Source organism: Curtobacterium sp. PhB170, from assembly GCF_003752345.1.
Lineage (GTDB): Bacteria > Actinomycetota > Actinomycetes > Actinomycetales > Microbacteriaceae > Curtobacterium.
The window spans coordinates 62,429-75,036 of sequence record NZ_RJUM01000014.1; the positions used below are offsets into that span (position 1 = coordinate 62,429).

Consider the following 12,608-nt stretch of genomic DNA (forward strand, 5'->3'; position numbering starts at 1 on the left):
GCTGGAGTCATGACCGACACCGACCGCCTCGACCAGGCGCGAACCGTCCCGCTGGACGACGTCACACCCTCGCCCGACCAGGCCCAGACCGTCCCGCTGGGCGACTCCGTCCCACCTGGAGCCACCAAGCCGATGCCGCAGTACCCGCGACAGCACGAACAGCAGACCCCGCCGGCGTCGTGGGGAGCGACCCCGCCGAACGGATCGGCACCGGGTGGCGGTCGTGGCGGCAGTGCGGGCTCCGGCATGACCGCCGGCGCGTTCTACCGCGAGTCCTGGAAGCGCCTGCCGCGCGACTTCGGGTACATGGCCCTGACCGGGGTGCTGCTCTGCACGCTCTACTTCGCGTTCCCCGCGGCGATCTTCGGCGGCGGCTTCCGCGACCTGTTCAACCCGTTCGTGCTGCTGATGTTCTTCATCGCGCTGTTCGTGGCGCGGTGGCTCGGACAGTTCGAGAAGCTCCGCATCGGATGGGCCGACCGGCGTCCGATCCGCCCGGTGGACTGGACGCCCCGTTGGCAGCAGAACTGGTGGACGCGCACCGGTTCCGCGGTCGCCAACCCGCACTACTGGCTCTACCTGCTGCACGCAGCGGTCGTGTACCCGCTCGTCGCGCTCTTCACCGTGGGCGCCGGCGTCCTGCTGCTCGCCGGGTTCCTCTGGCCCGTCGGGCTCGCGGTGGTCGCGTTCGCGAACGGCCTGAGCGCGCAGTACTTCGGGTGGGACATGACCTCCGTCGTCGGCTTCGGGTTCCTCGGGCTGCTGTCGATGGCCGCCTCGGTCGTGCTGTTCCCGCTCTGGGCCCGTGGCTCGGTCATCGCGCACTACTGGGTGGACTTCGGTCTGCTCGGCGGGTTCCGTGCCGAGCAGCTCGAGCAGCGCGTCGCCGGACTCCAGGCCTCCCGTGCCGGTGCGGTGACCGCCGAGGGCCAGGCCCTGCGCCAGATCGAGCGCGACCTGCACGACGGCCCGCAGCAGCGCCTGGTGCGGCTCCGGATGGACCTGTCGGCAGCGGAACGCGCGTTCGACAAGGACCCGCAGAAAGCGAAGCAGCTCATCGGCGAGGCCTCGGAGCACGCGCAGGACGCCCTCGACGAACTGCGTGCACTGTCCCGCGGGTTCGCCCCACCGATCCTGCTCGACCGCGGGCTCGTGGCGGCCCTCGAAGCCCTCGTCGCCCGCACCCCGATCCCGGTCGGCCTCGACGTCCGCCTGCCCGAGGGCCTCGAGCTCGCGACGGAGATCCAGCGCAACGTGTACTTCACGGTGAGCGAGCTCCTGACGAACACCATGAAGCACGCCGGTGCCACGACCGCCGGGGTGTACCTCGGCCTCGTGGTCGACGCCTCCGGGCTCTGGTACCTGACCGTCAGCGTGACCGACGACGGCCGCGGCGGCGCACGACCCCAGCAGGGCCACGGCATCGAGGGTCTGATCGGCCGGATGCGCGCACTCGACGGCGACCTGGTCGTCGCGAGCCCCGAGGGCGGCCCGACCGAGGCCACGGCGCGGATCCCGCTCGGTGCCCTGAACGGCGTCCCCACGACGGCGAACCCGCGGTCGTGACCCCACGGGAGCGCCCGCGCTCCCACTAGGCTGGTCGGCATGACAGACGGCCCGGATGCAGCACGCATCCGGGCCGTCGTCGTCGACGACGCCGTCCTGCTGCGCGAGGGCCTGGCCCGCGTGCTCGACGAAGCCGGCATCGACGTCATCGGCCAGTACGCCGACGCCCGTGCGTTCCTCGCGACGCTGCCGGACGGCGCTCCCGACGTCGTCGTCATGGACGTCCGGATGCCGCCGACCTTCACCGACGAAGGCGTCCGCGCAGCCGTCGAGACCCGCCGGATCGCCCCGCGCACCGGGGTCCTGCTCCTCTCGCAGTACGTCGAGGCCACCTACGCCGAAGACGTCCTCGCCGCCGGTGCGACGGGCATCGGCTACCTGCTCAAGGACCGCGTCACCCGGCTCGAGGAGATCGACGACGCCGTGCGCCGGATCGCCGCTGGCGGCACCGTGCTCGACCCCGAGGTCGTCACGCAGCTGATGAGCCGGCGGCGCGACCCGCTCGCCGCGCTCACCCCGCGCGAACGCGACGTGCTCGGCCTGATGGCCGAGGGTCGCACGAACGCGGCCATCGCCCGCGCCCTCGTCATCGGCACCGGCGCCGTCGAGAAGCACGTGTCGAGCATCTTCGGCAAGCTCGCGCTCGAGGACACCGGCGAGGACCACCGCCGCGTCCTCGCCGTGCTCGCCTACCTCGGATGAGCCGGTCCGGCGGATGAACCAGGCCCGCGGCACCGACCGGATCCCGGCTCCGCTGCTCGCCCTCACCGCGATGGTGTCCGTCCAGGTCGGTGCCGCGATCGCGAAGACCCACTTCGACGACGTCGGCGCGGTCGGGGCCGCGACGCTCCGGCTCGTCATCGGCGCGGTGGTGCTCGCGCTGGTCGTCCGTCCTCGCGTCCGGCACTGGACCCGCGCGCAGTGGCTCGGCGCGGTCGGCCTGGGGCTGGCGCTCGGCGGGATGAACGTCTTCATCTACCTGGCCTTCGCGACCATCCCGATCGGGGTCGCGGTGACGATCGAGTTCCTCGGTCCACTCGCCCTGTCCCTCGTGCACACCCGGCGGTGGCTCGACGCGCTCTGGGCCGCCCTGGCGCTCGCCGGCGTCGTCCTGCTCGGGGTCGGCCCGAGCGCCGTGACCGAGGTCGGCGGCATCGTCTGGGCCGTGCTCGCGGCGGCCTGCTGGGCGGGCTACATCGTGATGAACCGGCACGTCGGCGCCGCGATCCCGGGTGTCGACGGCCTGGTGGTGTCGATGGTGGTCGCGATGCTCGTGTCGCTGCCGTTCGGGCTCCCGTCCGCGATCGACGGCGTGGTCCGCGAACCCGTGCTCCTGCTCGTCTTCGGCGCCGTCGCCGTCCTGTCGAGCGTGCTGCCCTACGCCCTCGAGATGCTGGCGTTGCGACGGATGCCGACACGGGTGTTCGGCGTGCTGCAGAGTCTCGGCCCGGCGATCGCCGCGCTGGCCGGCCTCGTGGTGCTCAGCGAGGGGCTGTCCGTGCTGGAGACGGTGGCGCTGGTATGCGTCACTGCTGCGAGCGTCGGCGTCACGCTGTCCGCGCGCCGCCGACGCCGCTGAACCACCGTCTACTCGTCGCCGAGGAAGTCGGCGTACGTGGGTTCCGTGTGCTCGCCCGACAGCAGGGCCGGATCGTTGACCCGGGCCTCGACGTAGGCGCTGATGACCTCGGGTGGGGTGAGCACGTGGGCGACCCAGGACGGCACCGCTGTGTTCTTCATGGTGCCTCCTCGTCCCGGAGCGGCACTCGAACGAATGCCTCGATCAGTGAGTTACTTACCGAACCGGTGTTCGCTAAACCATCCTCGGGGTGCGACCGGAAGTCAACGCGCTGCGTTCTGCGGACTCCGCATCGCGCGTTCCGCCTGGTCGGCACGCAGGGTGCGGTGCTTCACGGCCGACCGCCACACCCACGCGTCCGCCTGCTGTCCGAACTGCGCCCACTCGACCATGACGGCATCACGGGTCCAGCTCTTCGCGAAGGCCTTCACCCGGACGTGGAAGGTCGGGAACTGGATCCACGCCCAGACCGGCACGGGGGTGACGGCGTGGCAGACGTCGGGCCCGCGGGCGTCCTCGGACAGCGAGTAGGCGCGCGGACGTTCGACCTCCGGGTGTTCCGGGGGCTGCCACCGGTTCTCGCGACGCCGTCCCACGACGGTATTCGAACGTGTGTTCGAACGGGAGTCAAGTCCGCCGCGTGCCGTGGACCTCGGCCGGACGCCCGCTGGGCGTGTCGTCGTGGAACGCCAGGAGCGCCGGAGTGGCGTATCAGGACCCCGCGCGTGCCGTCGATTCCCGGACACTGAGGGTCAGTGGCGGCCCGGGGCGTGACGGCAACGGGGCATCGGCGTCGATCTGTGCGCGCAGGAGTGTCGCCGCGCGCTGCCCGAGCTCCACGGTGTCGCGGGTCAGCGAGGTGATGGACGGCCGGACGAGCTGGATCATCGCCGAGTCGTCGAACGACACGATCGAGACGTCGGTCGGCACGGCTATGCCCATCTCGCTCGCGACCCCGAGCCCGGCGACCGCCAGGACGTCGTTGTCGTACACGATCGCCGTCGGCCGAGTGCTGCGGGACAGCAGGGTGCGGGTCGCACTCGCGCCAGCCTCGGCGGAGTAGTCGGTCGGGATCGACACGGCGTCCGCGAGCCCCTCGGCTGCCGCGAACGCCCGGACGCGTTCGATCCGCATGGCGGTGTGCTCGAACTCCGGGCGCCCGGCGACGTGCGCGATGCGCCGGTGCCCGAGCGCGTGCAGGTACCGAAGGACGGTGTCGGTCGCGTCGCCGTCGTCGATCCACACGCTCGGTGCGGAGCCCTCTGGTGAGGGGTGGGAGCCGACGACGACCGTGGGCATGCCGAGCTCGGCGAGCAGGGTGAGCCGGTCGTCGTCGCGCCGCGGGTCGATGACGACGACACCGTCGACCCGGTGCCCACGCCACCACGCCCGGTAGGTCTCGAGCTCCTCGGCCGCGTCGCGTGCCACGAGCAGGTTCATCCCGACGTGGGTGCCGGCGAGCCCGAGCTGGATGCCGGAGATCAGGTCGCCGAAGAACGACTCGGTGCCGAGCGTGCGGGCCGGCCGGTTCAGCACGAAGCCGATCGAGCCAGCCTTCGCGCCGCCCAGGGCGCGCGCTGCGGTGTGCGGTTGCCAGTCGAGTTCGCGAGCGATCGCGCGGACGCGTTCGCGGGTCTCGTCGGACACGCCGGGGCGGTCGTTGAGGGCGAACGAGACCGCGCTGACGGACACGCCGGCACGCGCGGCGATGTCGGAGATCGTCGTTCGACGGTTCGTGGCCACGGGCTTGACTATAGCGTTTTAGTCCTCCATAGTCACTGCCACAAGCGGGTTCAGGGACAGGAACTGAACCGGTTCAGCACGATGACCACGCAGGATGACGAGGGAGTCAGACGCCATGAGGACCACCACACGTGCGACGAGGAGCCGCGCCGCAGCGCTGCTCGCAGGAGCTGCCGCCACGGCACTCGTCCTGACCGGCTGCTCGAGCGGCGGCAACGCGGCCGACACCGGCAGCGGGGAGATCAGCGGGTCGATCACGCTGCAGACGTGGGCGCTCACGCCGACGTACACGGGCTACCTGAACGGGGTGATCGCCGACTTCGAGAAGGCCCACCCCGACGCGAAGGTCAAGCTGCAGGACCAGCCAGGCGACGGCTACGCCGACAAGGTGCTCAGCCAGGCGTCGTCGAACTCGCTGCCCGACGTCATCAACCTGCCGCCGGACATCGCCCTGCCGCTCGCGAAGCGCGGGTTCCTGCAGGACGTCGCGAAGGACGACACGAAGCTCGCGAGCACGTACGTCGCCGGCGCGCTCGATTCCTACAAGTACAAGGGCGTCGACGGCACGTTCGGCTACCCCTGGTACCTCAACACCGACGTCGACTACTGGAACGCGACGATGTTCGCGAAGTGCGGCCTCGACGCGAAGAACCCGCCGAAGACCACCGACGAGCTGTTCACGCAGGCGAAGACCATGCACGAGAACTGCCCGACCGACTACCTGATGAGCCGGAAGCCCGGCCTCGGCGACTTCACCCTGGCCGGCGTGAAGGTCCTCAACGCGGACGGCACGAAGTTCACCTTCGCCGACTCGTCGAAGGCCGCCGACCTGATCGAGCGCTACAAGGACGCGTACCAGGACGGCTACATGCCCTCGAACGTGCTGAACAGCGACTACCTCGGCAACTCGACGCTGTTCACGCAGCAGAAGGTCGCCTGGACCACGGGCGGCGCGACCTCGCTCGCCGACTTCGAGAAGAACAACCCGTCACTCAAGGGCAAGGTGACGGTCAGCCCGGCGCTCGACACCCCGCCGCTGTACGTGCAGGGCCTGTCGGTGTCGGCCAAGTCGAAGCACCTCGCCACCGCCGAGGCGTTCGCGAAGTTCATGACGAACGCGGAGAACCAAGAGGCGTTCGCGCACAAGGTCAACATCTTCCCGTCGACCACGTCTTCGCAGTCCGACCCGTACTTCTCGAAGGACGACGGCACCGTCAACGGCGAGGCCCGTGTCCTGGCGAACGAGGCCCTGAAGACCGCGAAGGTCCTCAACCCGGTCGAGGCGAACTCCGCGATGACGGACTTCCTCGACCAGCAGATCGCCCTCGCCATGAAGGGCCAGGTCGCGCCGGAGAAGGCGCTGCAGACGGCTCAGACCAAGATGAACAGCCTGCTGGCCAACGGCTGATGCGCGCCAACCGCTGGTTCACGCCCTGGCTGCTCGTCCTGCCGGCCCTCGTCTGGCTCGTCGCGTTCAGCCTCTGGCCGTCGATCAACACCGTCCGGCTGTCGTTCACGAACGCGAGCCCGCTGGGGGGCGTGAGCCAGTGGGTCGGGCTCAAGAACTTCGAGACCCTGCTCGCCGATCCGCAGGTGTGGGAGGCGCTGCTCAACAGCGTCATCTACATGGCGATCTGCCTGCCCCTGCTGACCGTGCTGCCGCTGCTCATCGCGGTGCTCGTCCAGCAGAAGCTGCCGGGGATCGCGTTCTTCCGCACGGCGTTCTACACGCCGGTCATCGCGTCGGCCGTGGTCGTCGGGCTCATCTGGACCTGGATCCTCGACGACCGCGGCGTCATCAACGAGATGGCGCAGGCGCTCGGCGTCGTGCAGGGCAGCGTCCCGTTCCTGACCGACCGGTGGCTGCTGCTCCTCAGCGCGATCAGCCTGACGGTCTGGAAGGGCCTCGGCTACTACATGATCATCTTCCTCGCGGCTCTCGGGAACGTCGGCAAGGACCTGCACGAAGCGGCCGCCCTCGACGGCGCCGGGTCGGTGCGCCGGTTCTGGTCGGTCACCATGCCGGGGGTCCGGGGCACCATGACGCTCGTCGGGATCCTGGTGTGCGTCTCCGCGCTCCGGGTGTTCAGCGAGCTCTACATCCTCACCAACGGCACCGGTGGACCCGGCGGGCAGGACAACTCGCTCGTCATGCTCATCCAGCAGTACGCCCGCGGCTTCACCGGCAACCTCGGCTACGCGTCCGCCCTGAGCCTCCTGCTCTTCGTCGTGACGCTGATCCCGATGCTCGCCCTCGCGCGGATGAACAGCAAGGCGGACAAGTGACGAACACGACGACCACCGAACCCGCCCTGGGCGGGGCGCGCGGTGCAGCCAGCCCGACGCCGGACGTGACGGGCGCGACGGACGCGGGACGGGCCTCCCGGCCGAACGGACGAGACGGACGCAAGCGCCGTCGCGCGGTCTGGGGTGTCATGTCCACCCGCGAGAAGGTCGTGCGCTACGTCCTGCTCATCGTGGTGCTCTTCATCACGATCGGCCCGTTCCTGTGGCAGCTGTCCACCTCGCTCAAGGGCGCCGGCGAGGACATCTACACCGCGAACCCGTCGTTCATCCCGACCGAGCCGACCATCGAGAACTACCTCAAGGTGGCCGCCGCGATCCCGGTGTGGCGCTACATCGGCAACTCGCTGCTCGTCGCCGCGATCGACGTGTTCGGCAACATCGTCTTCGCGACCCTCGCCGGCTTCGCCCTGGCGCGGCTGCAGTGGCGGCACCGCAAGCTCGTGCTCGGACTGTTCCTCGCCACCCTCGTCCTGCCCGGCGAGGCGACGATCATCTCGCAGTTCGTCACCGTCAAGGACCTCGGCCTCGCCGACAACCTGGTCGGCGTCGCCCTGCCCGGCATGATCGCCGCACTCAACGTGCTGCTCATGTTCAACGCGTTCCGGCAGATCCCCGAGGAGATCGACCAGGCCGCCGTGATGGACGGTGCGAACGCGATGCAGCGGCTGCGGTACATCTCGCTGCCCGCCGTGCAGGGGACCATCGCCGTCATCGCGATCTTCTCGTTCATCGGGGCGTGGGACGACTTCCTGTGGCCGCTCATCGTGCTGCAGTCGCCGGAGAACCTCACCCTGACCGTCGGGTTGCAGTACCTGCAGGGCACGTTCGCGACCGACCAGCGCATGATCGCCGCCGGCACCATGATCGCGTTCATCCCGATCGCCGTGATCTTCGCCGTCCTGCAACGCTTCTTCTTCAAGGGCGTCGAAGAGGGCGGTGTGAAGGGCTGATGCGCTTCGGGGTCAACTACACGCCCTCGGTCGGCTGGTTCCACTCGTGGCTCGACTTCTCACCGTCGGACACCGCCAGGGACCTCGAGGCGATCGCCTCGCTCGGCGCCGACCACGTGCGGATCTTCCCGCTCTGGCCGGTGGTGCAGCCGAACCGCACCCTCATCCGGGCGTCGGCACTGCAGGACGTCGCGACGGTCGTGGACATCGCCGGCTCGTTCGGGCTCGACGTCAACGTCGACGCCCTGCAGGGGCACCTGTCGAGCTTCGACTTCGTGCCCTCGTGGCTGGACAGCTGGCACCGTCGGAACATGTTCACCGACCCGGACGTCGTCGCGTCGACCGCGGCGTACGTCCGGGCGCTCGCCGCAGCGGTCGCGGACAAGCCGAACCTGCTCGGCATCACCATCGGCAACGAGGTGAACCAGTTCGCGCACGCTCCGCACCCCGCCCCGCACGACATCACGGCGGAGCAGGGGCACGCGTGGGCGGCGGCGATGGTCGCGGCGGCACGGTCCGGGCTCGCGTCCGGTCCGTCCGGTTCGTCCGGTTCGTCGGGCCGGGAGGCCCGGGTCGACTCGTCCGCGTCGGCCCCGTCCGGCAGCGGGTCGCGTCCGCGGCCGCTGGTCACCGTCGCGCAGTACGACGCGGCCTGGTACGACGACGCGCAGCCGTTCGGACCGGAGCACGCGGCGGACCATGGTGACGCCACCGTCACGCACTCGTGGGTGTTCAACGGCTCGGCGGCCCTGCACGGCGCACTCGGGCCGGGGTCGGTGCGGCACGGGGAGTACCTCCTCCAGCTCGCCGCCGCCTGGAACCGAGACCCCGCACGGCCGAACTGGCTGCAGGAAGTCGGGGCGCCCACCAACGTCGTCGCCCCGGAGGACGCCGCCTCGTTCACCGAGCAGACCATCCGGCACGTGCTCGGGGCGCAGCAGGTGCTCGGCGTCACGTGGTGGTGCTCGCACGACGTCGCCAGGTCGCTCGCCGACTTCCCGGAGCTCGAGTACGACCTCGGGCTCTTCACCAACGACGGCCGGATCAAGCCCGCGGGCGAGGCCTTCGCCGTCGTCGCAGGGTCCGGTGCCACCGACACCGCTGCTGCGCCGCCGGCCACGGCGCTCGTGCTCGACGACGTGCTGCCCGACGGCTCGGACCGACACGGCATGCGTGCCGACTGCGCCCCCGGCGGACGGTTCGCCGCCGCCTGGCTCGCGGTCGCGTCGGCGGAACCGGACGGTCGCGGCCCGCAGGTCGTCCTGCGGTCGCGGCTCGGCGACACCGGGATGCTCGCCGCCCGTGGCATCGACCGGTGCGTCGACGTGCCCGCCGAGCTCGACTCCACCTCCATCCGCGTCGCGCACCCCGCGACCACGCGCTGACCCGCGCCCACGCCCCGACCCTGGAAGGCCCCATGCACGACGACATCCCCCTCACCACCGGACGGGCCCGCCGGGTCCTCGACGAGCGCATCACGCCGGCGGTGCACGCCACCGCGACGCCGCTCGAGACCGCCTGGCACGAGCTGCCGGGGGAGCCGATCCCGCCGGCGCAGGGACTCGCGCTCGAGTTCACGCCGTACGGGGTCGGCACGCCCTGGGGCGCGGCCTGGGGGACGACGTGGTTCCGGCTGACCGGGACCGTGCCGACCGAGTGGGCCGGCCGCCGGGTGGAAGCCGTCGTCGACCTCGGCTTCGACAAGAACATGCCCGGGTTCCAGTGCGAAGGGCTCGTCTACCTGGCCGACGGCACGCCGGTGAAGTCGATCAACCCGCGCAACCAGTGGGTGCTGCTGACGGAACGGGCCGAGGGCGGCGAGACCATCGAGCTCTTCGTCGAGGCGGCGTCGAACCCCGTCCTGCTCGACTACCACCCCTTCCTCGTCACGCACGAGGGCGACATCCAGACCTCGTCGTCGAAGCGGCTGTACACCTCACGCCGGATGGACCTCGCCGTCTTCGAGTCCGAGGTGCACGAGCTCGCGCTCGACATCGACGTCCTGCTCGAACTGCAGGCCGAGCTGCCCGAGGGACCGCGACGGATGCGGATCCTGCAGGCCCTCGACGACGCGCTGGACCGGCTCGACCTGCAGCACATCGCAGCGACCGCGGGTGACGCCCGAGCGGCGCTCGCCGACGTGCTCGCCGCACCTGCCGAATCCTCGGCGCACACGATCTCGGCGATCGGACACGCCCACATCGACTCCGCCTGGCTCTGGCCCGTCCGCGAGACGATCCGCAAGGTCGCTCGAACCACCTCGACGATGACCGAGCTCATCGACCAGACCGACGACTTCCTGTACGGCATGTCGAGCGCCCAGCAGTACGCCTGGATCAAGGAACACCGGCCCGAGGTGTACGCCCGGGTCACGGCCGCCGTCCAGGCCGGCCGGTTCCTGCCGATCGGCGGCATGTGGGTCGAGTCCGACACCGTGATGCCGACCGGCGAGAGCATCGTCCGCCAGTTCTCGCAGGGGCAGCGGTTCTTCGAGCGCGAGTTCGGCATCCGACCCAAGGGCGTCTGGCTGCCGGACAGCTTCGGGTACTCGCCGGCGCTGCCGCAGCTCATGCGCCGTGCAGGCTTCGAGTGGTTCTTCACGCAGAAGATCTCGTGGAACCAGGTCAACAAGTTCCCGCACCACACGTTCCTGTGGGAGGGCATCGACGGCTCACGGGTGTTCTCGCACTTCCCCTCGATGGACACCTACAACTCGCGCCTGTCCGGCAGCGAGGTCGCCAAGGCCTCCCGCCAGTTCCGTGAGAACCGGCTCGCCACCGGGTCGATCGCCCCGGTCGGCTGGGGCGACGGCGGCGGTGGCACCACCCGCGAGATGACCGGCACGGCTGCACGGCTCGCCGACCTCGAGGGCAGCGCGAAGGTGCGCTGGGAACACCCCGACACGTTCTTCGACCGTGCGAAGTCCGAGCTGCCCGACCCGCCGGTGTGGGTGGGCGAGCTGTACCTCGAGCTGCACCGCGCCACCCTGACCAGCCAGCACGGCACGAAGCAGGGCAACCGCCGGTGCGAACAGCTCCTCATCGAGGCCGAGCTCTGGGCCGCGACCGCCGCCGCACGCAGCGACTTCGCCTACCCGTACGACGAGCTCGACGCCCTGTGGCAGCAGGTGCTGCTCCAGCAGTTCCACGACATCCTGCCGGGCACCTCGATCGCCTGGGTGCACCGCGAGGCTGAGGCGAAGTACGCCGAGACGGCCGCGGCGCTGACCGCGATCATCGACCAGGCGCTCTCGGCGCTCGCCGGTGCCGGAGACGCGGCCGTCGTCGTGAACCCGGCCCCGTTCCTCCAGGCCGGCGCACCCGCGCAGGGCGCCGTCCTGGCGACCGACGTGGCGGAACCGACCGCTGTCACGCTGACGGAGCAGGACGGCGGGTACGTACTGGCGAACGAGCTGGTACGCGTGACCGTCACCGACCAGGGTCTCGTCACGAGCGCCGTCGACCTGGTCAGCGGGCGCGAGGCGATCGCCGCCGGGCAAGCCGCGAACCTGCTGCAGCTACACCAGGACTTCCCGAACATGTGGGACGCGTGGGACGTCGACCGGTACTACCGGAACCGGGTCGAGGACCTGGTGGACGTCTCGTCGCTCGAGGCCTCGGTCGACGACGCAGGTGTCGCACGGGTCGTCGTGTCGCGGTCCTTCGGCGACTCGACCGTGCGGCAGGAGATCGTCCTCGCACCGGACTCCCGCACGCTCGAGTTCGACCAGACGACCGACTGGCACGAGACCGAGAAGTTCCTCAAGGTCGCGTTCCCACTCGACGTCCGCGCCGAGCACACCGTCGCCGAGACGCAATTCGGAGCGCAGAAGCGGGTGACGCACACGAACACCTCGTGGGAGGCCGCGAAGTTCGAGACCTCGATGCACCGCTACGTGCTCGTGTCCGAGCCGGGGTTCGGCGTCGCGCTGGTGAACGACTCGATCCACGGCTTCGACACCACCCGCGACGCCGTCGACGGGCACGTCACCACCACCGTGCGGCTGTCCCTGCTGCGGGCACCGCGGTTCCCCGACCCCGAGACCGACCAGGGCGTGCAGACGCACCGGTACGGCATCGTCATCGGGACGGACCAGCTCGGGGCCACCGCGGCGGGCGTCCGGATGAACGCCGGCGCGCGGACCGTCACCGGGGCGCACGGGTTCGCGCCGCTCGTGTGGGTGTCCGGCGGGGTCGTGCTGTCGAGCGTCAAGCTCGCCGACGACCGCTCCGGCGACCTGGTCGTCCGGGTGTACGAGCCGGTGGGTCGGCGGGGGACCGGCGGGATCGCGGTCGATGGGCCGTTCGGACCGGCTGCCGAGGTCACCCTGCTCGAAGAGCCGTTGACCGATACGGATGCGTCGTCGTTCGCCGTCGACGCGTACGAGGTGCGGACCTTCCGGTACCCGCGCGTCTGAGACCCCGCCGCCGGGACTTCGGGTGTCCCGGCGGCGGTTCCCGGTC

11 protein-coding genes are annotated in these 12,608 nt (G+C 70.5%); 8 read left to right on the top strand and 3 right to left on the bottom strand.

Annotated elements, in window-relative coordinates:
- The first annotated feature begins 9 nt into the window (after positions 1 to 9).
- The 3 genes from EDF40_RS17385 to EDF40_RS17395 are packed head-to-tail and all read left to right on the top strand — an operon-like array spanning position 10 to position 3,145.
- Positions 10 to 1,566 carry a sensor histidine kinase gene (locus EDF40_RS17385; RefSeq protein ID WP_123341100.1) on the top strand — a complete coding sequence of 519 codons (1,557 nt, stop codon included), beginning with the start codon at positions 10 to 12 and terminating at the stop codon, positions 1,564 to 1,566.
- 39 nt (positions 1,567 to 1,605) lie between these two features.
- The gene (locus EDF40_RS17390; protein WP_111084503.1) at positions 1,606 to 2,268 is read left to right on the top strand and encodes a response regulator transcription factor; all 663 of its coding nucleotides are present in this window, start codon (positions 1,606 to 1,608) and stop codon (positions 2,266 to 2,268) included.
- Positions 2,269 to 2,281: 13 nt separating this feature from the next.
- The gene (locus EDF40_RS17395) at positions 2,282 to 3,145 is read left to right on the top strand and encodes a DMT family transporter (protein ID WP_123341099.1); all 864 of its coding nucleotides are present in this window, start codon (positions 2,282 to 2,284) and stop codon (positions 3,143 to 3,145) included.
- Positions 3,146 to 3,153: 8 nt separating this feature from the next.
- Here the strand turns inward: EDF40_RS17395 and EDF40_RS19335 are convergent, their stop codons facing one another.
- From EDF40_RS19335 to EDF40_RS17405, 3 genes are all read right to left on the bottom strand, one after another.
- A complete protein-coding gene (locus EDF40_RS19335) occupies positions 3,154 to 3,306 on the bottom strand; it encodes a hypothetical protein (RefSeq protein ID WP_159572741.1) in 153 nt (50 codons plus the stop codon).
- Between the two features lie 102 nt (positions 3,307 to 3,408).
- Complete coding sequence (locus tag EDF40_RS17400) at positions 3,409 to 3,741, bottom strand: hypothetical protein (RefSeq protein WP_123293983.1); 333 nt, start codon at positions 3,739 to 3,741, stop codon at positions 3,409 to 3,411.
- Positions 3,742 to 3,856: 115 nt separating this feature from the next.
- A complete protein-coding gene (locus tag EDF40_RS17405; RefSeq protein WP_123341098.1) occupies positions 3,857 to 4,888 on the bottom strand; it encodes a LacI family DNA-binding transcriptional regulator in 1,032 nt (343 codons plus the stop codon).
- A gap of 115 nt (positions 4,889 to 5,003) precedes the next feature.
- Here EDF40_RS17405 and EDF40_RS17410 point away from each other — a divergent pair, with 115 nt between their 5' ends.
- The 5 genes from EDF40_RS17410 to EDF40_RS17430 are packed head-to-tail and all read left to right on the top strand — an operon-like array spanning position 5,004 to position 12,562.
- Complete coding sequence (locus EDF40_RS17410; protein WP_123293981.1) at positions 5,004 to 6,296, top strand: ABC transporter substrate-binding protein; 1,293 nt, start codon at positions 5,004 to 5,006, stop codon at positions 6,294 to 6,296.
- Positions 6,296 to 7,174, top strand: coding sequence for a carbohydrate ABC transporter permease (locus EDF40_RS17415; protein ID WP_111084508.1), 879 nt, complete (start codon positions 6,296 to 6,298; stop codon positions 7,172 to 7,174). The genes EDF40_RS17410 and EDF40_RS17415 overlap by 1 nt, the downstream gene beginning before the upstream one ends.
- Complete coding sequence (locus EDF40_RS17420; RefSeq protein ID WP_207896044.1) at positions 7,171 to 8,145, top strand: carbohydrate ABC transporter permease; 975 nt, start codon at positions 7,171 to 7,173, stop codon at positions 8,143 to 8,145. Before EDF40_RS17415 ends, EDF40_RS17420 begins: the two co-directional genes overlap by 4 nt.
- A complete protein-coding gene (locus EDF40_RS17425) occupies positions 8,145 to 9,530 on the top strand; it encodes a cellulase family glycosylhydrolase (protein WP_123341097.1) in 1,386 nt (461 codons plus the stop codon). The genes EDF40_RS17420 and EDF40_RS17425 overlap by 1 nt, the downstream gene beginning before the upstream one ends.
- A gap of 32 nt (positions 9,531 to 9,562) precedes the next feature.
- Positions 9,563 to 12,562 (top strand): glycoside hydrolase family 38 C-terminal domain-containing protein, encoded by a 3,000-nt coding sequence (locus tag EDF40_RS17430; RefSeq protein WP_123341096.1) that lies wholly within the window; start codon positions 9,563 to 9,565, stop codon positions 12,560 to 12,562.
- The last annotated feature ends 46 nt before the right edge of the window (positions 12,563 to 12,608 follow it).

What these genes read in the sequence shown, in the direction of transcription:
- EDF40_RS17425 (WP_123341097.1), top strand. Translation starts at nt 8,145, where the DNA reads ATGCGCTTCGGGGTCAACTACACGCCCTCGGTCGGCTGGTTCCACTCG.
- EDF40_RS17415 (WP_111084508.1), top strand. Translation starts at nt 6,296, where the DNA reads ATGCGCGCCAACCGCTGGTTCACGCCCTGGCTGCTCGTCCTGCCGGCC.
- EDF40_RS17430 (WP_123341096.1), top strand. Translation starts at nt 9,563, where the DNA reads ATGCACGACGACATCCCCCTCACCACCGGACGGGCCCGCCGGGTCCTC.
- EDF40_RS17395 (WP_123341099.1), top strand. Translation starts at nt 2,282, where the DNA reads ATGAACCAGGCCCGCGGCACCGACCGGATCCCGGCTCCGCTGCTCGCC.
- EDF40_RS17385 (WP_123341100.1), top strand. Translation starts at nt 10, where the DNA reads ATGACCGACACCGACCGCCTCGACCAGGCGCGAACCGTCCCGCTGGAC.
- EDF40_RS17390 (WP_111084503.1), top strand. Translation starts at nt 1,606, where the DNA reads ATGACAGACGGCCCGGATGCAGCACGCATCCGGGCCGTCGTCGTCGAC.
- EDF40_RS17410 (WP_123293981.1), top strand. Translation starts at nt 5,004, where the DNA reads ATGAGGACCACCACACGTGCGACGAGGAGCCGCGCCGCAGCGCTGCTC.
- EDF40_RS19335 (WP_159572741.1), bottom strand. Translation starts at nt 3,306, where the DNA reads ATGAAGAACACAGCGGTGCCGTCCTGGGTCGCCCACGTGCTCACCCCA.